At 69.6% G+C, this 26,856-nt stretch carries 24 protein-coding genes, 1 tRNA gene and 1 pseudogene; 16 read left to right on the top strand and 10 right to left on the bottom strand.

All coding sequences use genetic code 11. The features are described 5' to 3' along the window. Window positions 1-36 precede the first annotated feature (36 nt). A complete protein-coding gene (gene aceE / locus ACIGJO_RS02945; RefSeq protein WP_399951117.1) occupies window positions 37-2,778 on the bottom strand; it encodes a pyruvate dehydrogenase (acetyl-transferring), homodimeric type in 2,742 nt (913 codons plus the stop codon). A 482-nt stretch (window positions 2,779-3,260) separates the two neighbouring features. On the opposite strand from aceE, the gene ACIGJO_RS02940 reads away from it, so the two are divergent. The 6 genes from ACIGJO_RS02940 (at window position 3,261) to ACIGJO_RS02915 (ending at window position 8,094) form a co-directional block, all read left to right on the top strand. Then, entirely contained in the window at window positions 3,261-3,698 is a 438-nt protein-coding gene (locus ACIGJO_RS02940; RefSeq protein ID WP_266930372.1) for a DUF3052 domain-containing protein, read from the top strand. A gap of 146 nt (window positions 3,699-3,844) precedes the next feature. Then, a complete protein-coding gene (locus ACIGJO_RS02935; protein ID WP_399951113.1) occupies window positions 3,845-4,303 on the top strand; it encodes a peroxiredoxin in 459 nt (152 codons plus the stop codon). A 241-nt stretch (window positions 4,304-4,544) separates the two neighbouring features. After that, entirely contained in the window at window positions 4,545-5,120 is a 576-nt protein-coding gene (locus ACIGJO_RS02930) for a TerD family protein (RefSeq protein WP_266930369.1), read from the top strand. Window positions 5,121-5,339: 219 nt separating this feature from the next. Then, the gene (locus ACIGJO_RS02925; RefSeq protein ID WP_329943392.1) at window positions 5,340-5,915 is read left to right on the top strand and encodes a TerD family protein; all 576 of its coding nucleotides are present in this window, start codon (window positions 5,340-5,342) and stop codon (window positions 5,913-5,915) included. 70 nt (window positions 5,916-5,985) lie between these two features. Then, a complete protein-coding gene (locus ACIGJO_RS02920) occupies window positions 5,986-7,137 on the top strand; it encodes a DUF475 domain-containing protein (RefSeq protein WP_399951109.1) in 1,152 nt (383 codons plus the stop codon). A gap of 222 nt (window positions 7,138-7,359) precedes the next feature. Next, the gene (locus tag ACIGJO_RS02915; RefSeq protein WP_399951106.1) at window positions 7,360-8,094 is read left to right on the top strand and encodes a Tellurium resistance; all 735 of its coding nucleotides are present in this window, start codon (window positions 7,360-7,362) and stop codon (window positions 8,092-8,094) included. 57 nt (window positions 8,095-8,151) lie between these two features. On the opposite strand, the gene ACIGJO_RS02910 is transcribed toward ACIGJO_RS02915, so the two are convergent. Then, window positions 8,152-9,138 carry a TerD family protein gene (locus ACIGJO_RS02910; RefSeq protein WP_399951103.1) on the bottom strand — a complete coding sequence of 329 codons (987 nt, stop codon included), beginning with the start codon at window positions 9,136-9,138 and terminating at the stop codon, window positions 8,152-8,154. Between the two features lie 214 nt (window positions 9,139-9,352). Here ACIGJO_RS02910 and ACIGJO_RS02905 point away from each other — a divergent pair, with 214 nt between their 5' ends. The 3 genes from ACIGJO_RS02905 to ACIGJO_RS02895 are packed head-to-tail and all read left to right on the top strand — an operon-like array spanning window position 9,353 to window position 14,047. Then, on the top strand, window positions 9,353-10,516 hold the full coding sequence (locus tag ACIGJO_RS02905; RefSeq protein ID WP_399951100.1) for an HpcH/HpaI aldolase/citrate lyase family protein: 1,164 nt from the start codon (window positions 9,353-9,355) through the stop codon (window positions 10,514-10,516). Between the two features lie 10 nt (window positions 10,517-10,526). Next, a complete protein-coding gene (locus ACIGJO_RS02900; RefSeq protein WP_399951097.1) occupies window positions 10,527-13,133 on the top strand; it encodes a phosphoribosyltransferase in 2,607 nt (868 codons plus the stop codon). Beyond that, the gene (locus tag ACIGJO_RS02895) at window positions 13,130-14,047 is read left to right on the top strand and encodes an HAD family hydrolase (RefSeq protein ID WP_399951094.1); all 918 of its coding nucleotides are present in this window, start codon (window positions 13,130-13,132) and stop codon (window positions 14,045-14,047) included. Before ACIGJO_RS02900 ends, ACIGJO_RS02895 begins: the two co-directional genes overlap by 4 nt. A gap of 157 nt (window positions 14,048-14,204) precedes the next feature. Here the strand turns inward: ACIGJO_RS02895 and ACIGJO_RS02890 are convergent, their stop codons facing one another. The 4 genes from ACIGJO_RS02890 to ACIGJO_RS02875 form a co-directional block, all read right to left on the bottom strand. Next, window positions 14,205-14,423, bottom strand: coding sequence for a zinc ribbon domain-containing protein (locus ACIGJO_RS02890; protein ID WP_351863199.1), 219 nt, complete (start codon window positions 14,421-14,423; stop codon window positions 14,205-14,207). Window positions 14,424-14,502: 79 nt separating this feature from the next. Further along, a complete protein-coding gene (locus ACIGJO_RS02885) occupies window positions 14,503-15,081 on the bottom strand; it encodes a DUF4383 domain-containing protein (RefSeq protein ID WP_399951089.1) in 579 nt (192 codons plus the stop codon). Window positions 15,082-15,361: 280 nt separating this feature from the next. Further along, on the bottom strand, window positions 15,362-16,738 hold the full coding sequence (locus ACIGJO_RS02880; RefSeq protein WP_399951086.1) for a hypothetical protein: 1,377 nt from the start codon (window positions 16,736-16,738) through the stop codon (window positions 15,362-15,364). Window positions 16,739-16,809: 71 nt separating this feature from the next. Next, on the bottom strand, window positions 16,810-17,556 hold the full coding sequence (locus ACIGJO_RS02875) for a hypothetical protein (RefSeq protein ID WP_399951083.1): 747 nt from the start codon (window positions 17,554-17,556) through the stop codon (window positions 16,810-16,812). A gap of 368 nt (window positions 17,557-17,924) precedes the next feature. Here ACIGJO_RS02875 and ACIGJO_RS02870 point away from each other — a divergent pair. Further along, a tRNA-Val gene (locus ACIGJO_RS02870) sits at window positions 17,925-17,999 on the top strand. Between the two features lie 349 nt (window positions 18,000-18,348). Further along, window positions 18,349-19,404 (top strand): HNH endonuclease, encoded by a 1,056-nt coding sequence (locus ACIGJO_RS02865; RefSeq protein WP_399951080.1) that lies wholly within the window; start codon window positions 18,349-18,351, stop codon window positions 19,402-19,404. Window positions 19,405-19,761: 357 nt separating this feature from the next. On the opposite strand, the gene ACIGJO_RS02860 is transcribed toward ACIGJO_RS02865, so the two are convergent. After that, the gene (locus ACIGJO_RS02860; protein ID WP_399951077.1) at window positions 19,762-20,049 is read right to left on the bottom strand and encodes a hypothetical protein; all 288 of its coding nucleotides are present in this window, start codon (window positions 20,047-20,049) and stop codon (window positions 19,762-19,764) included. 501 nt (window positions 20,050-20,550) lie between these two features. Further along, window positions 20,551-21,739 (bottom strand): annotated as a pseudogene (locus ACIGJO_RS02855) (helix-turn-helix domain-containing protein). A 120-nt stretch (window positions 21,740-21,859) separates the two neighbouring features. On the opposite strand from ACIGJO_RS02855, the gene ACIGJO_RS02850 reads away from it, so the two are divergent. Next, window positions 21,860-22,411, top strand: coding sequence for a flavoprotein (locus tag ACIGJO_RS02850; protein WP_399951074.1), 552 nt, complete (start codon window positions 21,860-21,862; stop codon window positions 22,409-22,411). Between the two features lie 707 nt (window positions 22,412-23,118). On the opposite strand, the gene ACIGJO_RS02845 is transcribed toward ACIGJO_RS02850, so the two are convergent. Further along, window positions 23,119-24,078: an NAD(P)H-dependent flavin oxidoreductase gene (locus ACIGJO_RS02845; protein WP_399951071.1), complete on the bottom strand. Its 960-nt coding sequence runs from the start codon at window positions 24,076-24,078 to the stop codon at window positions 23,119-23,121. A 162-nt stretch (window positions 24,079-24,240) separates the two neighbouring features. On the opposite strand from ACIGJO_RS02845, the gene ACIGJO_RS02840 reads away from it, so the two are divergent. The 4 genes from ACIGJO_RS02840 to ACIGJO_RS02825 all read left to right on the top strand — a co-directional run bounded on the left by ACIGJO_RS02840 (window position 24,241) and on the right by ACIGJO_RS02825 (window position 26,016). Then, on the top strand, window positions 24,241-25,041 hold the full coding sequence (locus ACIGJO_RS02840) for a helix-turn-helix domain-containing protein (RefSeq protein WP_399951068.1): 801 nt from the start codon (window positions 24,241-24,243) through the stop codon (window positions 25,039-25,041). 87 nt (window positions 25,042-25,128) lie between these two features. Then, complete coding sequence (locus tag ACIGJO_RS02835; protein ID WP_329943374.1) at window positions 25,129-25,347, top strand: hypothetical protein; 219 nt, start codon at window positions 25,129-25,131, stop codon at window positions 25,345-25,347. A gap of 5 nt (window positions 25,348-25,352) precedes the next feature. Beyond that, window positions 25,353-25,697, top strand: coding sequence for a hypothetical protein (locus ACIGJO_RS02830; RefSeq protein ID WP_399951063.1), 345 nt, complete (start codon window positions 25,353-25,355; stop codon window positions 25,695-25,697). Between the two features lie 97 nt (window positions 25,698-25,794). After that, window positions 25,795-26,016 carry a DUF2277 domain-containing protein gene (locus ACIGJO_RS02825; RefSeq protein ID WP_399951060.1) on the top strand — a complete coding sequence of 74 codons (222 nt, stop codon included), beginning with the start codon at window positions 25,795-25,797 and terminating at the stop codon, window positions 26,014-26,016. Window positions 26,017-26,024: 8 nt separating this feature from the next. On the opposite strand, the gene ACIGJO_RS02820 is transcribed toward ACIGJO_RS02825, so the two are convergent. Then, window positions 26,025-26,720, bottom strand: a complete 696-nt coding sequence (locus ACIGJO_RS02820) for a DedA family protein (protein ID WP_399951057.1) — start codon at window positions 26,718-26,720, stop codon at window positions 26,025-26,027. Window positions 26,721-26,856: the final 136 nt, after the last annotated feature.

The raw sequence follows: 26,856 nt of genomic DNA, 5'->3' as shown, positions 1-26,856 counted from the left end.
GCCCTTCGGTATGTGCGCCTACGTGTGCCTGCCGGCTCAGGCGTCGCCGCCCGCCGCGCCCGGATCGGCCGCGGCCACATCCAGGAGGTCGTAGCGGTCGACCGCCGTCTTCAGCGCCGAACGGTCGATCTTCCCCTCCTTCGCGAGCTCCGTGAGCACCGCGAGGACGATCGACTGCGCGTCGATGTGGAAGAACCTGCGGGCGGCGCCGCGGGTGTCGGCGAAGCCGAAGCCGTCCGCACCCAGCGACTGGTACGCGCCGGGCACCCAGCGCGCGATCTGGTCCGGCACCGCACGCATCCAGTCCGAGACCGCCACGAACGGGCCCTCGGAGCCGGACAGCTTCCGCGTGACGTACGGCACGCGCTGCTCCTCCTCGGGGTGCAGCAGGTTGTACCGCTCCACGTCCACGGCCTCGCGGCGCAGCTCGTTCCAGGAGGTCGCCGACCAGACGTCCGCCTTGACGTTCCACTCCTCGGCGAGGATGCGCTGTGCCTCCACCGCCCACGGGACCGCCACACCGGACGCCATGATCTGGGCCGGGATCTGGCCCCGCTCGCCGCTGCTGAAGCGGTACACGCCCTTGAGGATGCCTTCGACATCCACGTTCTCGGGCTCGGCCGGGTGCCGGATCGGCTCGTTGTAGACGGTCAGGTAGTAGAAGACGTCCTCGTTCTCCTCGGGCGTCCCGCCGTACATCCGCCGCAGACCGTCCTTGACGATGTGCGCGATCTCGTACCCGAAGGCCGGGTCGTACGCGACACAGCCCGGGTTCGTCGAGGCGAGCAGCTGCGAGTGGCCGTCGGCGTGCTGGAGACCCTCACCGGTCAGCGTCGTACGGCCGGCGGTGGCGCCCAGCACGAAGCCGCGCGCCAGCTGGTCGGCCATCTGCCAGAACTGGTCGCCGGTGCGCTGGAAACCGAACATCGAGTAGAAGACGTACACCGGGATCAGCGGCTCGCCGTGCGTCGCGTACGCCGAACCGGCGGCGATCAGCGAGGCCGTGCAGCCCGCCTCGGAGATGCCGTCGTGCAGCATCTGGCCGGTCGGTGACTCCTTGTACGCGAGCAGCAGATCGCGGTCCACCGCCTCGTACTGCTGGCCGAGCGGGTTGTAGATCTTCGCGCTCGGGAAGAACGCGTCCATGCCGAAGGTGCGGTACTCGTCGGGCGCGATCAGCACGAAACGCTTGCCGATCTCCTTGTCCCGCATGAGGTCCTTCAGGATGCGGACGAACGCCATGGTCGTGGCGATCGACTGCTGACCCGAACCCTTCTTCGCAGTCGCGTACGTCTTGTCCTCGGGCAGGGCCAGGGGCTTCGACCGCACGACACGGGTCGGGACGTAACCGCCCAGACCCTGGCGGCGGTCGTGCATGTACTGGATCTCCTCCGAGTCGCGGCCCGGGTGGTAGTACGGCGGGTAGCCCTCGTCCAGCTGCTTGTCCGTGATCGGGATGTGCAGCCGGTCGCGGAAGCGCTTGAGGTCCTCGACCGTGAGCTTCTTCATCTGGTGGGTCGCGTTGCGGCCCTCGAAGTTCGGTCCGAGGGTCCAGCCCTTGACCGTCTGCGCGAGGATCACGGTCGGCTGGCCCTTGTGGGCCTTGGCCGCCGCGTACGCCGCGTAGACCTTGCGGTGGTCGTGCCCGCCGCGCCCCAGGTGCAGGATCTGGTGGTCCGACATGTCCTTGACCATGTCGCGCAGCCGGGGGTCGTCGCCGAAGAAGTGCTCACGGATGTACGCACCCGTCTCGGTGGCGTACGTCTGGAACTGCCCGTCCGGCGTGGTGTTCAGCTTGTTGACCAGGATGCCCGTGCGGTCCTGCGCGAGCAGCGGGTCCCAGGTGCGGTCCCAGACCAGCTTGATGACGTTCCAGCCGGCCCCGCGGAACTGCGACTCCAGCTCCTGGATGATCTTGCCGTTGCCGCGTACCGGCCCGTCGAGGCGCTGGAGGTTGCAGTTGACCACGAAGGTCAGGTTGTCCAGGCCCTCACGGGCGGCGATGGACAGCTGTCCGAGCGACTCGGGCTCGTCCATCTCGCCGTCGCCCAGATAGGCCCACACATGCGACTTGGAGGTGTCGGCGATGCCGCGCGCCTCCATGTAGCGGTTCATCCGCGCCTGGTAGATCGCGCCGAGCGGACCGAGGCCCATCGAGACGGTCGGGAACTCCCAGAAGTCCGGCATCAGCCGCGGGTGCGGGTAGCTGGACAGGCCGTTCGGCGCCTTCGACTTCTCCTGGCGGAAGGCGTCGAGCTGCGCCTCGTTCAGCCGGTCGAGCAGGAAGGCGCGGGCGTAGATACCGGGGGAGGCGTGCCCCTGGAAGAAGATCTGGTCGCCGCCGTCGCCCTGGTCCTTGCCGCGGAAGAAGTGGTTGAAGCCCACGTCGTACAGCGAGGCGGAGGAGGCGAAGGTGGCGATGTGACCGCCGACCCCGATCCCGGGACGCTGGGCGCGCGAGACCATCACGGCCGCGTTCCAGCGGGTCGCGTTGAGGACCTTGCGCTCGATCTCCTCGTCGCCCGGGAAGAACGGCTCGTCCTTCGTGGCGATCGTGTTCACATAGTCCGTACTGCGCATCTCCGGCACGGCGACGCGCTTCTCCCGCGCGCGCTCGATGAGCCGGAGCATCAGATAGCGGGCCCGCTCACGGCCTCGCTCGTCGACGGCGGCGTCGAGGGAGTCGAGCCATTCCTGGGTCTCTTCGGGATCGAAGTCCGGGACCTGGCTCGGAAGGCCGCCAATGATGATCGGGTTGCGATCGGATCCGGAAGCCACGCTGTTCCTTCGCTGTTCGGTGCTGCTCTACGGGGCCTGGTTACGGGGAACGTACCCCCGGGACATCTGCTGTGCGCCGCCTCCATCGTGTACCGCGAGGGCGTAAACGTCATCTCTACCGCGGGGTAACCATGAGGTTCCGAACGGTCACGTCCGGGGCACGAGTATGGGCAGCACAAGGATGGGTCGGGCCAAACCGCAACCATACGCCCAAGCCGTCCAAGCGTTCCCAAAGGCTGTTCGGATCCGAATGCCGGACCGAAACGGCATAAGCTGAGGAAGGACGTATACGGATTGGGCGACATCGAAGGCCCCGAGGGAGACCGCCCGGAGTTGCGGTGACGTGGCAGGGAACGTCACCGTTTAGGCGGTCTCGGACGCTGGGTACTTGCGCGATTCGCCGAGCCCGTGTGGACTACGGCCAACGCCCCGCGCACGCGCGTGGCTGAAGCATTTTCCGAAACATGATCAGGAGGCAACCCGTGAGCGCGACCGCGGACCACGCGGAGGAGCGGACCAACCCGGCTGCACGCCTGGGGTTCGAGCCCGGACAAGTGGTCCAGGAGATCGGCTACGACGACGACGTCGAGCTGGAGCTCCGTGAGGGCATTGAGGCCACTACCGGCCAGGATCTCGTCGACGAGGAGTACGACGACGTCGCCGACGTCGTCCTGCTCTGGTTCCGTGACGAGGACGGCGACCTTACGGACGCGCTGGTGGATGCCATTGGTCTGCTTGAGGACGGCGGAACGGTCTGGCTGATGACGCCGAAGACCGGCCGTGACGGATACGTCGAACCGAGCGACATCAATGAGGCTGCCCAGACAGCCGGCCTCGCTCAGACCAAGAGCATCAGTGCGGGCAAGGACTGGACGGGCAGCCGTCTGGTCACCCCCAAGGGGGCCAAAGGCAAGCGCTGACCCGCTCTCTCATCACCCGGGGCCCCCGGCGGCGATCACGCCCCCGGGGGCCTTCGTACGTGCCGTCGCCCCGCCCATGCGTAGGGTGGGTGCCACCCGGACGGCTCAGTCCGGTCAAGCGGTGACGTAGCGAAGGGACGCGTTCCATGGCGATCGAGGTCGGCACCCAGGCCCCGGATTTCGAGCTGAAGGACAACCACGGCCGGACCGTGAGGCTCTCGGACTTCCGGGGCGAGAAGAACGTGGTGCTGCTGTTCTACCCGTTCGCCTTCACCGGCGTCTGCACGGGTGAGCTGTGCGCGCTCCGGGACGAGCTGCCGCAGTTCGAGAACGACGACACCCAGCTCCTCGCCGTCTCCAACGACTCCATCCACACCCTGCGGGTCTTCGCCGAGCAGGAGGGCCTGGAGTACCCGCTGGTCTCCGACTTCTGGCCGCACGGCGCGACCTCGCGTGCGTACGGCGTCTTCGACGAGGAGAAGGGCTGCGCGGTGCGCGGCACCTTCATCATCGACAAGGAGGGCGTCGTCCGCTGGACCGTGGTCAACGGTCTGCCCGACGCGCGTGACCTCAAGGACTACATCGCGGCGCTCGCGGCGATCTGATCCCGGAGCCGCGACGATCCGATCCGTGAGCCTTTGATCCCCGGATCCGTGAGCCTCCGATCCCCGGATCCGTGAGGCTCCGGTCCCGGGAATCGCGGGGCTCCGGACCCGGAATCGCGACGCCCGGCCAAAAGCCTGTTTTGGCAGGGAACCGGTCACTAGGATCCAATCGTTGATCCGATACCAACGCACGACGGGGACGCTGGTGTCTGCCGGCCCCTGAAAACCTATGGGAGGACTCGTGGGAGTCAGCCTCAGCAAGGGCGGCAACGTCTCGCTGACCAAGGCCGCGCCCAACCTGACCGCGGTCATCGTCGGTCTGGGCTGGGATGCCCGTACCACCACCGGTGGTGACTTCGACCTCGACGCCAGCGCCCTGCTGACGAACGCCGAGGGCAAGGTCGGAAACGACGGGAATTTCGTTTTCTTCAACAACCTCAAGAGCCCCGACGGTTCCGTGGAGCACACCGGTGACAACCTCACCGGTGAGGGCGAGGGTGACGACGAGGTCGTCAAGGTGAACCTGGCCGGTGTGCCGGCCGATGTGGACAAGATCGTCTTCCCGGTCTCGATCTACGAGGCCGAGAGCCGTCAGCAGAGCTTCGGCCAGGTGCGCAACGCGTACATCCGCGTGGTCAACCAGGCCGACAACACGGAGCTGGCGCGCTACGACCTGAGCGAGGACGCCTCGACCGAGACCGCCATGGTCTTCGGCGAGCTGTACCGCAACGGGGCGGAGTGGAAGTTCCGCGCCATCGGCCAGGGCTATGCCTCGGGTCTGCGCGGCATCGCGCAGGACTTCGGCGTCAACGTCTGACCGACGCCCGGTGACAGCTCCGCGGCAGCGCTGAGCCGCCATCAGCACCACCCCGTCCGGCGCCGCACGATGTGTGCGGCGCCGGACGTGCTCAACAGGGCGTTCACCCGCCCGCCATCCGGGCGCGCACGCGCTCGTGAACCGGGCGCGCACGCGCCCTCGCTCACCCGGGCGTCCGAGCGTCCGGCGACATCGTCCAACGACTCGGGGAGGACACACATGGGCGTCACGCTCGCCAAGGGAGGCAATGTCTCCCTCTCCAAGGCCGCTCCCAACCTCACCCAGGTGCTGATCGGGCTCGGCTGGGACGCACGGTCCACCACCGGAGCCGACTTCGACCTCGACGCCAGCGCGCTGCTGTGCCAGTCGGGACGGGTGCTCGGCGACGAGTGGTTCGTCTTCTACAACAACCTCACCAGCCCGGACGGCTCCGTGGAGCACACCGGTGACAACCTCACCGGTGAGGGCGACGGCGACGACGAGTCGGTCATCGTGCACCTCGACCAGGTACCCGCCCACTGCGACAAGATCATCTTCCCGGTCTCGATCCATGAGGCGGACAATCGCGGGCAGACCTTCGGGCAGGTCAGCAATGCCTTCATTCGTGTGGTGAATCAGGCGGACGGCCAGGAACTGGCGCGCTACGACCTGAGCGAGGACGCCTCGACGGAGACCGCGATGATCTTCGGAGAGCTCTACCGGTACAACGGCGAGTGGAAATTCCGTGCGGTGGGGCAGGGGTACGCGTCGGGGCTGAGAGGTATCGCTCTAGACTTCGGGGTCAACGTTTCGTAAAACCGCGCACGGCGCGGGGGAGCCCCGTACACACCTGGGGAGACCCTTACATAACACGATGGGGTAGCCAGTGGTTCTGAAAACCTTCGGCTGGTCGTTCGCGGTCACCGCGATCGGTCTGGTCGCAGCGGCGTTCTACGGGGGGTGGCAGGCATTCGGCATTGTGGCGATCCTGTCGGTCCTGGAGATCTCGCTGTCCTTCGACAACGCGGTGATCAACGCCGGAATTTTGAAGAAGATGAATGCCTTCTGGCAGAAGATCTTCCTCACGGTGGGTGTGCTCATCGCGGTCTTCGGTATGCGGCTGGTCTTCCCCGTCGTGATCGTCGCCGTCAGTGCACAGCTCGGTCCGATCGAGGCGATCGATCTTTCTTTCAACGACCCTGACAGGTACAAGGAACTGGTCACGGACGCGCATCCGTCGATCGCCGCCTTCGGTGGCATGTTCCTCTTGATGATCTTCCTCGACTTCATCTTCGAGGACCGTGACATCCAGTGGCTGCGCTGGATCGAGCGCCCGCTCGCCAAGCTCGGCAAGGTCGACATGCTGTCGGTCTGCATCGCGCTGATCGTGCTGCTGATCACCGCGCTGACGTTCGCGACCCATGCCCACCAGCACGGTGGCGGGCACGCGGACAAGGCGTCGACCGTCATGCTCTCGGGTATCGCGGGTCTGATCACGTACCTCGTGGTCGGCGGGCTCTCCGGCTTCTTCGAGAACAAGCTCGAAGAGGAGGAAGATCGCGAGCACGAGGCCGAGGAAGAGGCCAAGAAGGCGGGCAAGTCCGTCTCCGCGGTCGGCCTCGCCGGCAAGGCCGCGTTCTTCATGTTCCTCTACCTCGAGGTCCTGGACGCGTCCTTCTCCTTCGACGGTGTCATCGGCGCCTTCGCCATCACCAACGAGATCGTGCTGATGGCCCTCGGCCTCGGTATCGGTGCCATGTACGTCCGTTCGCTCACCGTCTATCTGGTCCGTGAGGGCACGCTGGACGACTACGTCTACCTGGAGCACGGCGCCCACTACGCCATCGGCGCGCTGGCCGCCATCCTGCTCGTCACCATCCAGTACGAGATCAACGAGTTCATCACCGGCTCCGTCGGCGTCGTGCTGATCGCCTGGTCCTTCTGGTCCTCGGTCCGCCGCAACAAGGCGCTCGCCGCGGCCGGCGGCGACGGGGGCGACAGCTCCGGTTCCAAGGCGGAAGTCTCCTCCGGGGTGTGACCCGGTAGGTATTGAGGAACGCTCTCTGCGGGGCGGCCCACACGGCGACGGCTCTCCGGCGAAATCCGGACCCGGCCCGGTGGCCGCCCCGCGGTCATGTGCCCCGGTGGCCGCCGTGCGCTCTGCGGCGCCATGGGGACAGCGGGGCAGCAGGGACAGCAGGGGTACGTGCGGGGGCGGGGGCCGGGCAGCGGCCGCGCCACGATTCATATGGGGGTTGGGATGGGCTTCTTCGACGGCGTGTGGCCGGGGCGCGCAGCACAGTTCGAGTCGGGCAACTCCGCGACGAGTTCCATCGTGCTCTCCAAGCGGAACGCCACGGTCTCGCTGAACAAACAGGGCGCGCTCTCCGGCAACCTCCGGGTGAACCTGTCCTGGCGGATGCGGAGCTCGGACATCTCCGGCAGATCGAGCGAGGGCGGCTCGCTGCTGCGCCCGTTCAAGCTCTTCAAGCCCGATGTGGTCCAGGCGCACACCCAGGGCATGGTCAACGTCGACCTGGACCTCGGCTGCATGTACGAACTCCAGGACGGCACCAAGGGAGTCGTCCAGCCCCTGGGCAACCTGATAGGCGATCTGAACGCCCCGCCGTACATCAGGCTCAGCGGCGACGACCGCTTCGGGGCGCCGTCGGGGGAAACGGTCTACGTCAATCTCGACCAGCGCGACCAGATCAAGCGGCTGCTGTTCTTCGTCTACATCTACGACCAGACGCCCGCGTTCGACCGTACGCACGCCAAGGTGACGCTCTACCCGGGCAACGGCCCGCGGATCGAGATCGAGCTGGACGAGCGCGCCCCGCAGGCCCGCTCCTGCGCCGTCTTCACCGTGGAGAACGTCAAGGACGAGCTCATCGTGCGGCGCGAGGTGAAATTCGTCTACGGCTTCCAGTCGGAGCTGGACCGGATGTACGGCTTCGGGATGCAGTGGGGGCGCGGCTACAAAACCCGGACCTGAGCACCGGTGCCGACCGGCGGCCGGACGCGTGGTCCGGGTGCTCAGCGGCCCGGCGGCTCAGGAACGGACGAACTGGGGGCCCTGCGGGGGCAGCGTGAAGTGCGGATCCGGTGCGTGCGCCGCGGCCGCCGCGGGCTGCGGGTAGCCGTATCCGGACGGGGCGGCCGCGGGCTCGGACTGCGGATAGCCGTATCCGGGCGTGTATCCGGGCGCCGCGGCGGCGGGCTCGGGCTGCGGATATCCGTACGCGGGCGGGGCGGAAGCCGGTCCGGGCTGCGGGTAGCCGTACGCGGGCGGGGCGGAGACGGGCTGTGGGTAGCCGTACGAGGGCTGGTGGTGCTGGACCGTGGCATGGGAGTCGGGGCCGAGCGGGTGGGCCGTGTACGGCCCGTGTGCGGCTTCCTCGGGGGCGGTGGCCTGCGTCTGTCCCTCGGACCGCGCCTGCGCCTGTGCCGCCGTGTCGGCCCGGCCCTGCGCCTGCGCCTGTGCCTCCGACTCGTCGACCGAGATCCCGAAGGCGGTGGCGAGCCCGATCAGACCGGTCGGATACCCCTGTCCGACCGCCCGGAACTTCCAGCCCTCCCCGCGCCGGTAGAGCTCGCCGCAGATGATGGCGGTCTCCTCCCCGGTCTCCGCCCTGACATCGAACACGGCCAGCGGCTCACCGTCCGCGTAGGCGGCGTCGAACAGCAGAATCCGCAGGTCCCGGACCTGCTGGAAGGCCGCGCCGTCGGAGGAGGCGGCGATGACCACCTGGTCCACCGAGGGATCGAGCGCGCTCAGATCCGCCTCGATCGTGTCGGTCAGCCCATCGGTGACGCTGCGCTTGGGCAGCCGCCGTACCAGGCCGGAGGGGTGCCGGGGCTGGTTGTAGAAGACGAAGTCCTCGTCGGAGCGCACACGGCCGGAGGCGCCCAGCAGCAGGGCGGAGGCATCTACATCCGGAACCCCGGCCCCCGGGGTCCAGCGCAGCACGGCCCGTACGGCCATGGCGTCGAGGGGGACGTTCGAGCCCTTCAGCATCGCGTGCGTCATGCCCGTCATCCTGCCTGCTGGGCGCCCGTGCGGACAACGCGGGGGGCACAAGTCCATGGGCCCGGCGGGAGCCCGTGAGAGGCGTGACGATACCTGGCGGCGCAGGGGGGCAATGGGCGGGTAACCGGAAATTCATGCACATGGGGAACTGTTGACACCCGTCCATACGTACTATTACCGGCCATACATTCGTCCGGCCGGTCAGGCAGTTCGGGGGAAACCAATGCGTCATTTCGGGCATATCTCGCCCGCCGCCCGAGAGGGTCTGTTCCTTCGCGAGCCGTGCGAATTCAACGCGGACTCGCCCGCCAGGCTGCTCTCGGTCGCCCTGGGGGCCACGCTCTACTCTCCGGCCACCCGGCCGGCACTCGCCGACGATGTGATCAAGCAGGTCCGGCGCGGCGTCGTCTCCATGGTGCTCTGCCTGGAGGATTCGATTAACGACGCCGAGGTGGCCGACGCCGAGGCGAACCTCGTCACGCAGTTCACGGCGCTCGCCGAGGCGTCCGACGAGATTCCGCTGCTCTTCATCCGGGTCCGCGAGCCGGGTCAGATCACCGACCTGGTCGACCGGCTCGGCGCCTCGGTCCGCATGTTGTCCGGATTCGTACTACCGAAGTTCACGGAGGAACGGGGCGGGCTCTTCCTGGAAGCCCTCTCCGCGGCGGAGGCGGCCTGCGGGCAGCGGCTGTTCGCCATGCCGGTTCTCGAATCGCCCGAGCTGCTGCATCTGGAGACGCGGAGCGAAACCCTGCGCGGAATCGCCCGTTCCGTGGACAAGTACCGGGACCGGGTCCTCGCCCTGCGGCTCGGCGTCACCGACTTCTGCTCGGCCTACGGTCTGCGCCGGGCGCCCGACATGACGGCGTACGACGTCCAGATCGTCAGTGCCGTCATCGGCGATGTCGTCAATGTCCTGGGCCGGGCGGACGGCACGGGCTTCACGATCACCGGACCGGTGTGGGAGTACTTCCGCGTCCAGGAGCGCATGTTCAAACCGCAGCTCCGCCGCAGCCCCTTCCTGGAGGGCCGCGCCGAGGAACTGCGTACGGCACTCATCGAGCACGACCTGGACGGCCTGCTGCGCGAGATCGGGCTCGACCGGGCCAACGGACTGCTCGGCAAGACGTGCATCCACCCCTCGCACGTGGCCCCCGTGCACGCGCTGTCGGTGGTCAGTCACGAGGAGTTCAGTGACGCGGAGGACATCCTGCGGCCGGAGAGCGGCGGCGGGGGTGTACTGCGTTCCGCGTACACGAACAAGATGAACGAAGTGAAGCCGCACCGGGCCTGGGCCGAGCGGACACTGCTGCGGGCCGAGGTCTTCGGTGTGGCGAGGGAAGACGTCGGTTTCGTGGAACTGCTGGCCGCCGGGCCGGCGGACTGAGCGTGCATCGATGAGCGAGCGCGCGACGGGAGAAGAGGCCGTGGACGTGGTGTGGTCGGGCAGCTGGGTTGCCGAGCGACTGGGAGTCGAACTGATCGGCGACCGGGAGCTCCCGGAGATGCTGGGCCTCGCCCTGCGCCGCAACCCCAAACGGGCGCATCTGCTCGTGTCGAACGTGCTGGGCAAGCATGTGCCGCAGCGGCCCTCGGTGGTGTACGGCGCCGGGGTCGAGCTGGGCGAGCGGGTACGGGCGCTCCTGGGTGACGCCGAGGCCGGCCGCGCGGTCGTCCTCGGCTACGCGGAAACGGCCACCGGCCTCGGCCACGCCGTCGCGGACGGCCTCGGGGCCGCCCCGTATCTGCACTCGACGCGGCGCCCGGTGGCGGGAGTGGCCAGGGCGGGCGGATTCGAGGAGTCCCACTCGCACGCCACGTCGCACCTGCTGCTGCCGGAGGACGGGACACTGCTGGCGGGCCCCGGCACCACAGGCACCTCCGCACCGCTGGTCCTGGTCGACGACGAGTTCTCGACCGGCAACACCGTGCTCAACACCATTCGCGTGCTCCACGAGCTGTGTCCCCGCGAGCGGTACGTCATCGTGGCCCTGGTGGACATGCGTGCGCCCGAGGACCATGACCGGCTGAACGCGTTCGCCGCCGAGATCGGCGCCCGGGTGGACCTGGTGGCGCGGAACTCCGGGACGGTCGGCCTGCCGGACGGAGTCCTGGAGCGCGGCCAGGCGCTGGTGGCGGAACAGGAGACGGCCGCTGCGACGGACGTGATGGAGACGGCGGCGGAGCCGGCAACCACGGTGACGGAGGGGGAGTCGGCAGCCACCGTGACGGAGGCGGCAGCGACGGCCCCGGCTTCGGCGACAGCGGCAGCGACGGCCCCGGCTCCGGCGACAGCGGCTCCGGCGCCCGCACCCTGCACCCGGATACCCCTGGAGTGGCCCACCGGCGTCCCGGACGGTGGCCGGCACGGCTTCACCCCCGCTCACCGGGCGCTCCTGGAACCGGCCCTCCCCGGCATGGCGGCCCGGATCGCCGACGCGCTGGGCGACGCCCGCCGCGTACTGGTCCTCGGCTTCGAGGAGCTGATGTACGCGCCGCTGCGCCTCGGCACCGCGCTGGAGGCGCTCACCGACGCCGAGGTGCGCTACTCGACCACGACCCGCTCGCCCGTCCTGGCCGTGGACGACCCCGGATACGCGATACGGAGCCGGCTGGTCTTCCCGGCCCACGACAACCCCGCGGACGGCCCCGGCGACCGGTACGCGTACAACGTCGCGGGGGCCGGCTTCGACGCCGTCGTGGCAGTCGTCGACTCCACCGCCGACACCCCCGAACTGCACGCCCCCGACGGCCTGCTCGCCCGGCTGGCGGCCCACACCGGCCGGGTGCTGCTTGCCGTCGTCCCCTCGTACATCCCCTCACGCGCTCCCGCGCACGCCCCCGACCGGCAGGAACCCCCCATGCTGCCCGAGCCCCTGCGCGGCCCCGACTTCTCCTCCTACGCGCCCGCCGACATCGGCTGGCTGCTCCAGGACCTCTCGGGCACGGAGCTGGAGGCGCCCACCGAGGAGCGCGAGGAGGCGATACAGAGCGGTGGCGCGCACTACGCCGAGTCGCTGCCCGTGGAGTACCAGCCCAGCCCCGAGTACCAGGCCCTGTTCGAGGCGGCCCTGGACACCTCGGCCGCACGCATCGCCCGAGCGGTCGGCACCGTCACCGAGACGGTCCTCGCGGAGCGCGGACCGCGCCCGGTGCTCGTCTCCCTGGCCCGTGCCGGCACACCGGTCGGCGTCCTGATGCGCCGCTGGGCCCAGCACCGGCACGGCCTCGACCTGCCGCACTACGCCGTCTCCATCGTGCGCGGCCGGGGCATCGACGCCAACGCCCTGCGCTGGCTGGCCGCCCACCACGACCCGGCCGACGTCGTGTTCGTCGACGGCTGGACCGGGAAGGGCGCCATCACCCGCGAACTGGCGGCGGCACTCGCCGAGTTCGAGGGCTTCAACCCGGAGATCGCGGTCCTGGCCGACCCGGGCGGCTGTGTGCGCACCTACGGCACGCGCGAGGACTTCCTCATCCCGTCCGCCTGCCTCAACTCCACGGTCTCCGGCCTGATCTCCCGTACGGTGCTGCGCGCCGACCTGGTCGGCCCCCACGACTTCCACGGCGCCAAGTTCTACCGGGAGCTGGCCGGCTCCGATGTGTCCGGCCACTTCCTCGACACGGTCGCCGCACGCTTCGACGAGGTCGCGGACGAGGTCGACGCCGACGTCAAGGAACTCCTCACCGCCGACCGGGCGCCGACCTGGGAGGGCTGGGAAGCCGTCGAGCGCATCAGCGAGGAGTACGGCATCCACGACGTCAACCTGGTCAAGCCGGGCGTCGGCGAGACCACGCGCGTACTGCTGCGCCGGGTCCCGTGGAAGATCCTCGCCAGGCGCGGCGCGGGCGCCGACCTCGAACACATCCGGCTCCTCGCCGAACAGCGCGGTGTCCCCGTCGAGGAGGTCGACGAACTCCCGTACACCTGTGTGGGTCTGATCCACCCCCGGTACACCAAGGGCGCTACCGGCGCGGACGGCAGGGCGGTGACGGAGAAGTGACCACCGCCCCGACGCTGGTCGCCAGCGACCTCGACCGCACCCTCATCTACTCCGCCGGAGCGCTCCACCTCACGATGCCGGACGCCGAGGCGCCCAGGCTGCTCTGCGTGGAGGTGTACGACCACAAGCCCCTGTCGTACGTGACGGAGACGGCGGCCGGGCTCCTCGACGACGTGGCCCGCTCGACGGTCTTCGTACCGACCACCACCCGCACCCGCGAGCAGTACCACCGCATCCGGCTCCCCGGCCCGGCTCCGCGCTACGCCATCTGCGCCAACGGCGGACACCTCCTGGTCGACGGGGTCTCCGACCCGGACTGGCAGGCACAGGTGGCCGGACGCCTGGCCGACGAGTGCGCCTCGCTCGCCGAGGTCCGCGCCCACCTCGTCGCGGCGGCCGACCCGGCATGGCTGCTCAAGGAGCGGGTCGCCGAGGACCTCTTCGCCTACCTCGTCGTGGAGCGCGCGCTGCTGCCCGAGGGCTGGGTGAAGGAACTGGCCCGGTGGGCGGACAGCCGGGGCTGGACCGTCTCGCTCCAGGGCCGGAAGATCTACGCCGTCCCCAGGCCCCTCACCAAGAGTGCCGCGATGCGGGAGGTGGCCCGCCGCTGCGGCGCGACGCTCACCCTCGCCGCCGGTGACTCGCTCCTCGACGCGGACCTGCTGCTGGCCGCCGACCGCGCCTGGCGCCCCGGCCACGGCGAACTCGCCGACAGCGGCTGGAGCGCTCCGCACGTGGACGTACTCGACGAGCGCGGGATCGCGGCGGGCGAGGAGATCCTGCGCCGCTTCCTGGGCGCGGCGCGGTCGGCCGATTCCGGAGCGGATTCCGGAGCGGATTCCGGAGCGGATTCCGGAGCGGATTCCGGGGCGGATTCCGGAGCGGACTCAGCCGCTCGGGGCGTGCCCGGATAGTCCCGTCGCGCCCGTACGGGGCCGGTGGTACGCGTACGGGACCGTCGCGACCGGCGTACGCCGACAGGGGCTGGCCCTACGTGTACGCGGGGCGCCCGTACGCGTACGCGGGGCGCGCCCGATACGCGTACGGGGGCCGCTCCTACACGTACGGGGGTCAGCCGCAGCACCCGCCGCCGCAGCAGCCACCGCCGCCACCGCCTCCGCCACCGGAGGCGGAAGGCGCGGCCGACCCGCCCACGGCGACGGCGGAGAGCAGCTTCACGGTGTCGTCGTGCCCGGCAGGGCAGGCGGCGGGGTCGGAGGACTCGGCCATCGGACGGCTGAGTTCGAACGTGTCTCCGCAGGTGCGGCAGCGGAATTCATAGCGAGGCATGGCCCCAGGCTAAAGCCAACGCCGGTACGGGGCTACGCCCGAACCGGCCCCGGACGGCGCGTCCCCGGGCACCGGACCCCTATTTCCGGGCCTCGGGCATGACCAGCGGCGGGCGCCTGCGGCGTGCCTCGTATGCGGCCTGCTCCGGATGGCGGGCGCGCCAGTAGGGGTTGTCGTGCGGCAGCCCGCCGCTGACCCTCCCGTACATCCCGAAGAACATCAGCATCACGCCGACGACAAAGCTGAACAGCACGTTCTGGATGCGGAACGCGAGGAAGTTCAGCCCGGTGTCCAGGAGCGCGAGGTTCACGAACCCGCTGAGGATGAAGGCGATGCCCAGGACCATGTTGAGGGTCGAGGCGAAGTTGCCGCCGATGACCATCCCGGCGAAGAGCAGCAGCCCGACGCAGATGGACAGCACGCTGAGCGCACCGTTGGTGTTGAGGCCCGCGACCGTGTCGCCGCCGGTGTCGAAGAAGCCGACCTTGTCGATCAGCCCGAGGATGCCGAAGGCGAGCAGCACCAGCCCGGTCAGCCCCGCGCCGATCCGGTAGACCTGACTGAGCCGGTGGTCGACCGGCAGATGCTCGTCGAGCCGGGTGCCGGTGCGGCGCCGAACGGAATGCGGCCGTCCCAGGTGAGGTGCGTGTATGGCCATGTCGCGCTCCTTCGGCCTCCATGAGGGCGGGCACTTCCAGGATCGGCCACGCAGGACAACCGTACAAATCGGCTGGCAGGGCTGTGGAGCAGGGCGGGGCGGGGCGAGCGGGGGCGGGGTACGGCGTGGCGGGCCGGGGCCGGTGCGGGCTGCTCAGCCACGGAACCGCACAGCGACGTGCCCGGCGACTGCCTCCAGCACCGTTCAGCCCCCGCCGCCACTCAACCGCCACCGACACTCAACCGTTCGACCGCCGGCGCCGCTCAGCCTCCAACGCTGCTCAGCCGCCGGCACCGCGCTCCTCGCGGATCTCGGAGACGACCCGGGCCGCGGTCTGCCGCACGGCTTCGGTCTCGGTCAGGAAGTGCCAGTAGTCGGGGTGACGCCCCTCAAGGCCACTGATCGCACGCTCCAGCCGGGCCACGGCGTCGTCCAGCGGACGGGCATGACGCGGATCGGGCGTGTTGCGCCCGGCCATGGCCAGCCGCTGGGCGTCCCGGACGGCGAACCGGGTCCGCTGGATCTCCTGCTGCGGGTCCTTGGCCACGGCGTCCAGCCGCTGCAACCGGTCACCGGCGGCGGACACCGCCTCATCGGTCGCGTTGAGCAGGGCCCGGACCGTGCTCAGCCGGGAGGTCGCGTCGGCCCAGTGCTGCTCCTCGCGGGCCTTCGCGGCCTCCGCGAGCTTCTCCTCGGCCTGCCGGACATTCACCGAGGCCTGCTCCGGGACGGGCTGGAGGTCCTGCCAGCACGCGGCCGTGAACCGCCGGCGCAGCTCGCTGAGCACCGGCTCGACCGACCCCGCGCGTGTGGTCAGCGCCTGGGCCCGGGTACGCAGCGACACCAGCCGCCGGTCGATCTCGGCGGCCCGTTCCGGCAGCCGCTCGGCCTCGGCACGTACGGCTTCCGCGTCACGCAGCACCGTGTCGGCCCGCTGGAGTGTCTCTGCCACACCGTGCCGTCCGGCTCCCTGGTTGAGCTTGGTCAGCTCCGGGGCGAGGGCTGCCAGCCGGGTCGCGAGGTCGTCGGCCCGCAGCCCCGAAGCGCGTACCGCGTCGAGAGCGTTGCTGGCACCGAGCAGCGCCTGCCGGGCCCGCTCCACGGCGGGGGCGAGCCGGGCGAGCTGGGTCTCCGCACTGCCGAGCAGGGTGCCCAGCCCCTGGGCGAAACGGTCCAGCTCGCCCTTGACCCGTACGAGGTCGTCCTTGGCCCGGGTCAGCTCGGTCCGGGCACGGGCGGCGACGGACGGCTCCAGATCGTCCCGGTCGAGGTCGTGCGCGTCGACGGCGGTGATGTACGCGTGGCTGACCTCGTCGATACGACGTCCCAGAGCGGCGAAGTCCTCGGCCGCCTTGCGCCCGCGCGAGGAACTGTCGACCGCGGTGATCGTCTCGATGGAGATCTGGAGATCGCGCTGAGCGGTGTCCAGCTCGTAGAAGGCCTCGGCGGCAGCGTCCTTCGCCGCCTGGGCGTCTGCGCGCTGATTCTCCCCGCGCCCGCCGAACCAGCGGCGCGTACCGCCACCGGCGAACGACGCGGGCAGCACGGCGGCGACGAGGGGCACCGGCAGCAGCATCAGCGCCAGGACGTCCCGGAACCCCTGGACGGCGGAACTCCCACCCGCTCTAACCTGCGGCCGCGCGTGTGTCGCCGTCACATCCCTCTCCCGTGCCGTTTCGCCCTGCCCGGTACATTCTCCCACCAGGTAAGGACGAACACACGGGCCGGTTAGTTCGCGCTTCGCACGGTGACTTGTCCATTGTCGGTGCGGACCTTCACCACATGGGTGCTGGTGTCGCTGCGCGGCACGTCCACGGAGACCGTGCCGTTGTCGGTCGTGGCACTCACGGCGTACGCCGGATTTCCGGCGGGCAGGTCGATGGTGACGCCTCCGTTGTCGGTCACGGAGTCCACCAGATCCGGCACACCGCTGAACTTCAGCCGGACCGATCCGTTGTCCGAGCGGGTGATCACGGACGTCGCGGAGATCCTCTCCGCGAGGACGGACCCGTTGTCGCTGCCGAGCTTCAGCGGCCCGCGGGCATCCCGGACGACGACTCCGCCGTTGTCGGAGAACAGCTCAAGAGGGGTGGCGAACCCGGAGGCACTCACCCGACCGTTGTCCGCGTCCACCTTCACGGTCACATCGCGAGGCACCTTCACCCGGTGCCGGGAGACACAGTCGCTGCTCACGGCATCGCAGGTCACCCCGAGCGTCAGGGTGTCGCCCTTCATCCTCCAGACGGGATCGGGCCCGCTCCCCAGCATCACCCACCCGTCGACCTGCCGCTCCACCTCCACCCGCCGCACATCGGCGGGTACGAGCTCGACGCTGGAGTTCTCGGCCGCGATGGTCAGCGTCCTGCCCGTGAGCCCGAACGACTTCCGCTCGACCGGAGCATCGTCGAGATTCGTACCCCCGCAGGCGCTGAGCACCGCGGCGAGCAGGACGACCCCACCGGCCACGACGAACACCCGCCCCAGAACAGCCCCACGGGACCGCGATCCCGCACGGCCCCCAGGGGTGGCAGGAGTGCCCCTGTCACCCCTGTCACCCCTGCCACCCCTGTCACCACTGCCGCCACTGCCGGAACCGGTACGGAATGCCACGGTGATCGTTCCCCCAGGATGATGCCGCCGAGCGCTGCCGCCCGCCGCGGCGCTGCTGCCGGTGCGGCCTCCACCGTATGCACCGCCCCCACCACCGGGAATCCGGACGGCTACCGTCTCCGGGGTAGGGCTATCCCCCCGCCGCCCGGGGACGACATCGCCGCAGGGACCCGGGGCCGTGGAACCGTTTGTGAGCCGGGGCCCCGGGCCATGTACGCTGTTGCCTCATCCACGGGTGCGTAGCTCAGGGGTAGAGCGCTGCTCTTACAAAGCAGATGTCGGCAGTTCGAAACTGCCCGCGCCCACCAGCACAAAGACCCCCAGCCGATCATGGCTGGGGGTCTTTGACATCCACTTCTGACATCAACGGGCGCGGTCACCCACGGTCGGGCCGCTGCCGCTTCAGCATGCGGTCCAGGTGGCTTACGGCCTCACGCTGGGTGTCCTGGATGACGTGGGCGTAGATGTTCATCGTGACAGCGATCTGACTATGCCCCGGCGGAATCATGGGCATGGTGAAGACCGGGAGGTGGGGCACCGTTCGCGGTTGCCAGCACAATCGCGGCGAGCGTCGTGGGCTCCTGTCCCAACCAGCTTCGACCTGGGCAGAGCGTCGTCATCTGACCGACTGTCAGTGACGGACCGTACGCTTCTGCCATGCGCAAAGGTGCGATCAGCCAAGACGGTGTTCTCAAAGCTATTGCAGAGTATGACGAGTTGGGTCGTGACCGGTTCCTGTCCACGTACGGGTACAAGCCGGCGACCGGGTACCTCCTCCTGCATGAGGGCCGGACATACGACTCGAAGGCCATCGCCGGCGTGGCCCACAAGTTCGATCAAGGCCGGGAGCTGAGGCCGGATGAGTTGAGTGGGGGAAGGTCGCACGCCGCAAGGTGGCTCGCCCGACTCGGCTTCGTGATCCGTTCCTCCCGGAGCCCCGACTGGACGCGTGACGAGATCATCCTGGCCTGCGACTTGGCGATGGCCAACGGATGGAAGCGACTGGAGTTCAACGACCCACGCGTGATCGAGCTGTCCGCGCTGCTGCAGACCATGCCGATCCATCCTGAGGAACTACGGAACGAGCTGTTCCGGAACCCCAACGGCGTAGCTCGCAAGACGGTTGACATAACTTCCCGGCACCCGGACTACTCAGGAAAGCCCACGAACGGCAACGCGCTCGATGTCGAAGTCATGAACGACTTCCGCGCCCGGCCGGCTCAGATGGCGGAGGTGGCCCAGCGCATCCGGCGCGGCCTCACTTCCGGCGAATTCCTGGAGCTGCCCCCGGAGGCCGAGGCGGAAGACGACTACAGCGCGCCCGAGGGCAGGTTGTTGATACGCCGCCACAGGAGCCGCGAGCGAGACAAAGGGTTGCGCAAGAGGAAGATCGATGCGGTGCTGCGCCAGGGCCGCCAGCTCGCTTGCGAGGCATGCGGCTTCGACTTCGAGAAGGTCTACGGTGACCGCGGAAGCGGGTACATCGAGTGCCACCACGTCGTTCCGCTGCACGAGGCCGGCGAAGGCCGCACCAAGCTCAGCGATCTCGCCCTCATCTGCGCCAACTGTCACCGCATGATCCATCGACGCGCGCCATGGCCGACCCCTGGGGAGCTGCGAGCCTCCATAGAGCAGAAGCACGCAGACGACAGGCGCGCTGCTGAAGCGCTGACGCTACAGCCCAGGGCTGGTGTGCAGAAGTCGAACTCATGAGCTGATATCCACTGCCAACGTCAACGGCGGTGCACAACGGCAGTCCTGGAGGACCTTGGACAGCAGCCGAGGTCGGGGCCGTCATGGTGCGCGACCTGCTCTGGCCGAACCTATCCAGTAGATTCTGGCGGTTCGAAATTGTCCGCGCCCACCAGGGATAGGCCGCAGGCTTAAAGATTGCTTGGTCCCCCAACCGCGGTGGGGGGTCTTCCCGTGGTCATGGTCCACTCGGAATCCACATTTCCCGGGGGCGGACGTCCGTCGCCGCTCGTTCGAGGGGCGAGAATCCGTGCCCACGGCACGTAGGCCACTGGGCGGGGAGGGGCGGGCGCGCCTCCCCGTGAGCCTTATGGCCGGTCAGCTGTGGCAGAGGCAGGCGCAGTCAGCCCGCCGGTGGGTGTGCCCGTCCGCCAGGTGCGGCAGGGCAGCAGCTCGGCAGTGCGCGCTGTGCGTGTCGCTGCGTAACTCCTCGGCCATAGCCAACAGGTCGTCCAGCCGGGTCTCCGCAGCGGCGGCCTCGGCAAGTTCGGTGTTGGTGATGGGGTCGCCGCGCCACAGGAGCGTGATCCCGTGCTCGGGGCAGCGGGCCATGGTCGCGGTCTCGACGGGGAACGGGTGCACACCGTTGCGGTGGTGACAGTTCATCCCTCGCTCCTCTGCGCTCCGTGGCAGACACAGGCACAGCGCAGGCGCTCCGCGACGGCCCCGCCCACGACGACGGCGCGATTACCGGGGCAGTGCTGGTGCCCTGCGGGCCAGGACCGGTCAGTGGCGACCCTGCACTCCGGCGACCGGTACCCGGGGCGCTGCCCGGCGGCGGCAGTCTTCACCGGGCCACCCTCCGCCCCGCACAGGCCAGCGCGTCCAGGCACTCACGGGGGAACCACGAGTACGCGGCACCGGTGGCAGGCCGGACCCGCTGCTCGCCGAGGTCGACACCTAGGCCGGTGCCGAGTGGGGTCGCGCACCACGTACACGCCGTACCACGTTGCTGCTGCTCCGACAGTGTGCTGACTGGTGGTAGGTCCTTCACGGTCATCGTGGCGTCCCCGGCTCGTCGCTGATCAGGTGAGACCAGCGTGGCCCGCAGGGAACAGCACAACGCTCACAGTTTCGTGAGCGTTGGCAGGTCAGCGAGTGAGTGTCCTACAGGCCGATCCACGCGGCCATGTGGCCAAGGGTGTCCGGCGTGCGGCGGGAGAGATGCACGAGCCCGGTGATGGTCTCCCTGGCCCCCGGGTGGTATCGGGTCTGCTCGGGCGCCGTGTGGCGGGCGTCGATGATGCTGCCGAGGGCGGCTTCGGTCCGGCCGGTCTCCATCTCGGAGCGCGCCCGGTCGATCAGGAAGTGGGCGCGCCTGGACGTGGCAAGACCGGCCGGGATCCTGATCTTTCGCGCCTGCTTCAGCGCTTCGTCGTACTGCCGCATCTCCACTGCAGCCGACATCTTGTGCAGGGCCACGTTGGTCGGGCCGAAGCTGAGCCAGTGGACGTCGGACGCGTCGCCCGTCGCCTTGGCACACTGCCACGCTTCGGCAATGTGGGTGTCGACTGCCGACTTCTGGTCGGCTCGTGCGACGATGACGGACGCCCCGAGATGGAGCTGTCCAGTGACCGCCATGGACTCCCTGGTCTGCTCGGCAGCACCGACGATGCTGTGCCCGGCGGCGACGAGGCGCTGCCCGATCGTGTACTCGCCTTCACGGAAGTAGACCAGGGCCCGCATGTACTGACGGATAGCCGCCAGGCACGGGTCAGAGGCACGCTGTGCCGCCCAGTCCATACGGTCCAGGGCGACGCTGGAGAGGTCGTAGTAGCCGAGCTTCACCGAGATGTCGTGCGCGGTGCGGTACGTCGAGGCAAGGGCCTGCCACAGCTCCGTTGACTGCGCACGCCAGGCTGCGGTGGTGAGCTCGGAGATGGTGGCGGGCAGGAGCCGGGCAGCGTTCCGCAGGTGCGTTGCTCGCACCTGGGCGCAGAGGTCTTCGGCGTTCGCGATGAGCTGCTCGGCAGGTCGATCGGGGATGGCGTCGTCGGCCCCCAGGTCGTACAGGTCGAGGGCTTCACGGATCGGGCGGACCAGTTCGGCGAGGCGGTCCTGCTGCAATTCGGTCACGTAGGGCTGTCCCGTCAGCACGGTGACGTCGATCCGCAGGGCATGGGCCACAGCCGCCAAGAAGTCCAAGTTGGCTGGCTTCGCGCCGCACTCAACCTGATTGAGGAGGCTGTACGAGTACGGCAGCAGGTTCGCGAGCTGCCGTTGGGTCAGCCTGGCGAGTTTCCGCTGCTCTTTGATCCGGGCAGGCACCTGTGTGGTCGTCGTCCAGTCTGGGCATACTGGTCTCCGTTCCTGACTCGACATCTGGAACGGTACCCGCGCGCCTGCGCGCTGGATCCTGCATCGCCCCCGATACCGCCCGGTTCGGGGGCGGTTGCCTGTGTGGTCGACTGACTGCATGAGGACTCTGTACCTGTTTGGCTCGGCTGCCCCGCCTGTCTTCGAGGTTGCCGAGGTCGTCGAGAACGCAAGGGCCCGAGGGTGGGATGTGTGCCTGGGGTTGACGCCCACAGCGGCCCGGTGGCTGGAGGCGGATCTGCCGAGCCTGGAGCAGCTGACCGGGCACCCGGTGCGGTCGGAATACAAGCGGCCCGGAGAGCCTGACGTCTGGCCGAAGGCGGACGTGATCCTGGCCGCTCCGGCCACGTTCAACACCGTCAACTCGTGGGCGTTGGGCCTGACGTCCAACTTCGTCGTCGGGGTCCTCGCGGAGGGCATCGGGAAGCGAATTCCCATCGTGGCGATGCCGTGCGTGAACGTCGCCTACGTGCAGCACCCCGCTTTCGACCGGTCGGTGGAGACACTGCGCGGTGCCGGGGTGACGGTGCTGTACGGCGAGCGCGGCTTCGTGCCCAACCAGCCCGGAGAGCGGCTCGCCTACCCCTGGCACCTGGCCCTGGACGCAGTGACGACAACTGCCCGGCACCCCGAGCCCCCGGCCGACGCCTGACCCCAGACAGCACGAAAGCCCCCTCCGCCCGAAGGCGAAGGGGGCAACCCCCGCAACGCGGGGACCACTCCGGCTCCTTGAAGTCGTCACCGATCTGGACGGGACCATCCCCGCGCGTGCGGGGACCACGTGCCAGGCCGAACGAGAGCGCCGCCCCGTGAAGGACCATCCCCGCGCGTACGGGGACCACCCGCGTACGGAGCGGTCTTTCTCGGCCATCGGGGGCCATCCCCGCACCTGCAGGGACCACGACGACTCCCACACACCACGGCACCCTGTTGAGGGACCATCCCCGCACCTGCGGGGACCACGGTTTTGCAAAGTCACGTGACGCAGCAGGCGAGGGACCATCCCCGCACCTGCGGGGACCACAATTCCTGACCTGCGGGTTTACGCGTCCAGACCACAAGAACTGCTGATTTCACTGCCCCGGATGCTACCGGTGACGGTCATGCTGCTGCAGGGGTCACGGGTACTTCCGGCGGCTGGGATCCAACGCGGCTGGCGGCGGCGACGTACTCGGACAGGGCACACCATCCCGGCGGCACACCAGCGCATCCGGATCGGTCGGCGGCGGCTGGAGACGTACCCAGCCGGGCACGCAGGGCCGCCCCACCGGGCCACGCTCACGGAGGCTCTCGTGCCCGTGCCCGACTCTTACCCGTACCCGCAGCGTCACCACCGCCGGCCGCGTCACATCCTCACTGTCAGTCGTGCGCCGCTCTGGCCAGGGCCTCCTGGGCCTGGGCGGCCATGGTGGTGACCACGGTCTCCGCCGAGGGCAGGTCGGTGATGAGGTCGACGGCCTCGCCCGCCCAGACCGGCTGTGGGGGCACCGTGCCGCGTGCCACGCCGTCCTCGTACTCCTGACGGGCCCCGGGGTCGGCGGCGAGTTCGGCCTCCCGGCCGCGCCAGCGGTCCAGGTAGGGGTGGCCGAGGGTGCGGGCGGGGTACTTCGACGGCCAGCGGGAGCCGCGTGCGATGTCCAGTACGGTGCTCAGCTCGGTGTCCTGCCCCCGGCCCGCGATGATCGCCGCAGTGATCGAAGGATCGACCAGGGCCTCGGTGGTGGCCTGGAAGCGGGTGCCGACGAGTGCTCCGGCGGCTCCCAGCACGAGGGCCGCCGCCACGCCGCGTCCGTCCGCGATCCCGCCCGCCGCGAGCACCGGCACCGGACCCGCGAGATCCACCACGGCGGGCACGAACGGCAGGGTGGACCGGCCGCGTGCGGCTCCGTGTCCGCCGCTCTCCGTTCCCTGCGCCACGATGACATCGGCGCCGAGGTCCACGGCCTGTCCGGCCTCCTCCAGATCGGTGACCTGAAGGATCAGCAGAGCCCCCGACCGGCGGATCCGCTCCGCGTACGGGCTCGGATCGCCGAAGGACAGCATCACCGCGCGAGGGCCGTGGGCCAACGCCGTCTCCACCGCGGCGAGACCGATACCCCAGGTCAGGAATCCGATGCCCCACGGCTTCCCCGCGCCTGCGGCGATCGGCACCTCACGGGCCAGCCACTCCGCGTCCCCGTACCCGCCGCCCAGAATCCCGAATCCGCCGGCGCGGGAGACGGCTGCCGCCAGCGCTCCGCCGGCGGACCCGCCCATCGGAGCCAGCGCGATCGGATACCGCACACCGAGCATCTTCGTGAACGCCGTGGACAACGCCATGCCCCCATCATGCCGTAACGTCCGCCGGGCAAGGCCGCCAACGCGATATCCGGCCCCCGAGGACCGGACGCGGCCCGGAGCCGGTCGGGCACGGGCACCCGTGCGGGGCCCAATCCGCCGTAGTGCCAGGCCATTTCGCGTTGAGGACATACCGTGGGGCACATGACTGAGGGCGTTGTGTCGGCCGTTCCCGCCGGGGTCGGCGCGATCGTTGTCGGAAGCCTTCCGCTGGTGTCCGGGCAGTGGTTCGTCCCGCACAGTCATCCGCAGCACCAGTTGGCCTGGGCGCGGCGCGGGGTGCTCGGGGTCGCCGTCGGTGATGCCTACTGGGTCCTGCCACGCACACGGGCGCTGTGGCTGCCCGCAGGGGTCGTCCACCGGACCGGCGCGACCCGGGACGCGACATTGTGCAGTCTCTACCTCGAACCGGACCGGTGCGATCAGAACTGGACGGAACCCACCCCGGTCGGCGTGGACGGGCTGCTGGCCCATCTGATCGGCTACCTCGGCCGGGACGACCTGGCCGACGACGAGCGGTTGCGGGGCGAGGCGGTGGTGCTGGACCTCCTGCGCCCGCTGCCCGCCGTACCCATCGATGTGCCGGAGCCCGCCGACGACCGCGTACGCGCCGTGGCCGACGCGCTGCTCGTCGATCCCGCGGACCTCCGGAGCCTGGAGGCGCACGCACGGGCCGTCGGGGTGAGCCGACGCACCCTGACCCGGCTGTTCGTCCATGACACCGGAATGAGCTTCGACCGCTGGCGCACCCATGTGCGGCTGCGTGCGGCCCTTCCGCTCCTGGCCGAGGGCCTGCCCGTCTCCCGGGTCGCGCACATCGTGGGGTACGCGACACCGAGCGCCTTCCTCGCGGCGTTCCGGCGGACGGTGGGGACGTCCCCGGGCCGCTATCTCCACGGCGAACCACCGGCCGATGAATCCGCTGCCCGGCGGTACGACGGGTGACCAGGACGGACCGGCCGCCGTTCCGGCCGGTGCACGGTCCCTCCCCGCCGGGATGCGGTCCGGCTGTGCTCAGGGCACCGTGGAGGCATGGCCGGACATCCGCCCGTGATCGTTCATCCGCCTTCGCCGACCGGTGGGCGGCGAGTGACCGTGCGCGGTCAGATCGTGGGTCTGGCGCACGGGCGGGGCGATGTCGCCGCGCTGCTCAGGGAGGCCGGACTCGCCGCGGGCGAGGATGAGGCCGTGGAACTGGATCAGCCGGACCTGATCGAGTGGCGAGGCGGCGACCTCGAAACCTGGAGGTGATCCCCGTGAAGCTCCGACGTGTGCGACGGGGATGCGCTTCCATCGAACCGCCTCCCGGCTACTACACCGCGAACGGTGAGCCGCCCGATGCCACGCAGCGCGGTCTCATCCTCGACTGGGTGGTCAACCAGCGGATCGCGAGCGGGTGGCGCGTGGAGTCACGGTCCGGGGCGCAGGTGGTGCTCGTGCGCGGGCAGCCGGTGAACCATGTGCTGCACGCCATTCTGACGGTCTTCTCCTGCATGCTGTGGAGCGTCGTGTGGCTGGGGGTGGCCGTGACGAATCGTGTCGAGCGCGTGGCCCTCACCGTTGATGCCCAGGGGCACATCGTCACCGTCAACGCGCCGTGACCGGCTGGGCGCGGGAGGCACAGGGCGGTGAGGAACAGCCACGGGGGCGGTGGGGAGCGGCGAAGCCGTTGTCAGTGGTGCGGTACACACTGGAGGTATGTGCCGAAGCATCAAGACCCTACGTCCGCCGGCCATCCCCGAAGAAGCCACCGAGGAGGACATGCGCGCCGCCGCCCTTCAGTACGTACGCAAGGTGTCCGGGTTCCGGGCGCCCGCCGCGCACAATCAGGAGGTCTTCGACCGGGCCGTCGACGAGATCACCGCCGCCACGATGAAGCTGCTCGACGGGCTGGAGGTGCGTGGCGCCGCACGGGCGTGACGCGGCTGTCAGGAGCGGGCGGGACCCGGAGCCGATGCCGGAGGTGCCGGTGCGGTTGCCGCCGGCACCGGTGGCTGTACGGGACCGGCCACGGCGGCGGGGCGTCGTACCACGAGTGCCGCCAGCGAGCCCGCCACGAACAGCGCGAGCACCGAGACCGCTGTGCTGAACCATGTCGCGCCCAGCCACTGACCGCCGAAGTAGCCGAGCCCCACGCTGTAGCCCGCCCAGACCACACCGGCCAGCGCCGACCACGGCAGGAATTCCTTCGCCTTGCGGTGGGCGGCGCCCGCGCCCAGCGAGACCACCGAGCGGCCCGCCGGGGCGAACCGGGCGACGACGACGAGAGCACCGCCGCCCCGGCTGAGTGCCGCGCCGAGACGTTCCTGTGCCGTGGTGAGGCGTCGGGAGCGGGCTATGGCGCGGTCCAGCCGTTCACCGCCGCGCCAGGCGAGGCGGTACGCGACGAGGTCGCCGAGCACCGAGGCGGTGGCCGCGCTCAGGGTCAGTACGAGCAGCGACGGCACCTGATGGGTCGCTTCCCCGGCGCCGACCGTGGTGGAGCCCGCGGCAGCCGCCGTGGCGGCGGCGATCACCAGGACGCCACTGGGCAGGAGGGGCACGAAGACGTCCAGAAGCACCGAGAGTGCGACCACCGCGTAGATCCATGGGCTGCTGGTCAGCTCGCCCACACTCTCAAGCACTTACTACTCCCCGATTTCGTGTCAACGCCGCGACGTCGCAGGGGAGCGGCAGGGGCGGCATGGCCAGCTGTACAGCGTACGCCCGCTGTTTACCCGGAGATCGCCAGGAGTGGGTGATGTTGTGCAGCTCACGTAC

Source organism: Streptomyces sp. NPDC079020 (assembly GCF_044542225.1).
GTDB lineage: Bacteria > Actinomycetota > Actinomycetes > Streptomycetales > Streptomycetaceae > Streptomyces.
This window is presented reverse-complemented; position numbering and strand designations above follow the sequence as displayed.

Excerpts from the sequence above, each read along its gene's own strand:
- ACIGJO_RS02935 (WP_399951113.1), top strand. The coding sequence starts at position 3,845 with ATGGCGATCGAGGTCGGCACCCAGGCCCCGGATTTCGAGCTGAAGGAC.
- ACIGJO_RS02925 (WP_329943392.1), top strand. The coding sequence starts at position 5,340 with ATGGGCGTCACGCTCGCCAAGGGAGGCAATGTCTCCCTCTCCAAGGCC.
- ACIGJO_RS02915 (WP_399951106.1), top strand. The coding sequence starts at position 7,360 with ATGGGCTTCTTCGACGGCGTGTGGCCGGGGCGCGCAGCACAGTTCGAG.
- ACIGJO_RS02910 (WP_399951103.1), bottom strand. The coding sequence starts at position 9,138 with ATGACGGGCATGACGCACGCGATGCTGAAGGGCTCGAACGTCCCCCTC.
- ACIGJO_RS02905 (WP_399951100.1), top strand. The coding sequence starts at position 9,353 with ATGCGTCATTTCGGGCATATCTCGCCCGCCGCCCGAGAGGGTCTGTTC.
- ACIGJO_RS02900 (WP_399951097.1), top strand. The coding sequence starts at position 10,527 with ATGAGCGAGCGCGCGACGGGAGAAGAGGCCGTGGACGTGGTGTGGTCG.
- ACIGJO_RS02890 (WP_351863199.1), bottom strand. The coding sequence starts at position 14,423 with ATGCCTCGCTATGAATTCCGCTGCCGCACCTGCGGAGACACGTTCGAA.
- ACIGJO_RS02885 (WP_399951089.1), bottom strand. The coding sequence starts at position 15,081 with ATGGCCATACACGCACCTCACCTGGGACGGCCGCATTCCGTTCGGCGC.
- ACIGJO_RS02865 (WP_399951080.1), top strand. The coding sequence starts at position 18,349 with ATGCGCAAAGGTGCGATCAGCCAAGACGGTGTTCTCAAAGCTATTGCA.
- ACIGJO_RS02860 (WP_399951077.1), bottom strand. The coding sequence starts at position 20,049 with ATGAACTGTCACCACCGCAACGGTGTGCACCCGTTCCCCGTCGAGACC.
- ACIGJO_RS02850 (WP_399951074.1), top strand. The coding sequence starts at position 21,860 with ATGAGGACTCTGTACCTGTTTGGCTCGGCTGCCCCGCCTGTCTTCGAG.
- ACIGJO_RS02845 (WP_399951071.1), bottom strand. The coding sequence starts at position 24,078 with ATGGCGTTGTCCACGGCGTTCACGAAGATGCTCGGTGTGCGGTATCCG.
- ACIGJO_RS02840 (WP_399951068.1), top strand. The coding sequence starts at position 24,241 with ATGACTGAGGGCGTTGTGTCGGCCGTTCCCGCCGGGGTCGGCGCGATC.
- ACIGJO_RS02835 (WP_329943374.1), top strand. The coding sequence starts at position 25,129 with ATGGCCGGACATCCGCCCGTGATCGTTCATCCGCCTTCGCCGACCGGT.
- ACIGJO_RS02825 (WP_399951060.1), top strand. The coding sequence starts at position 25,795 with ATGTGCCGAAGCATCAAGACCCTACGTCCGCCGGCCATCCCCGAAGAA.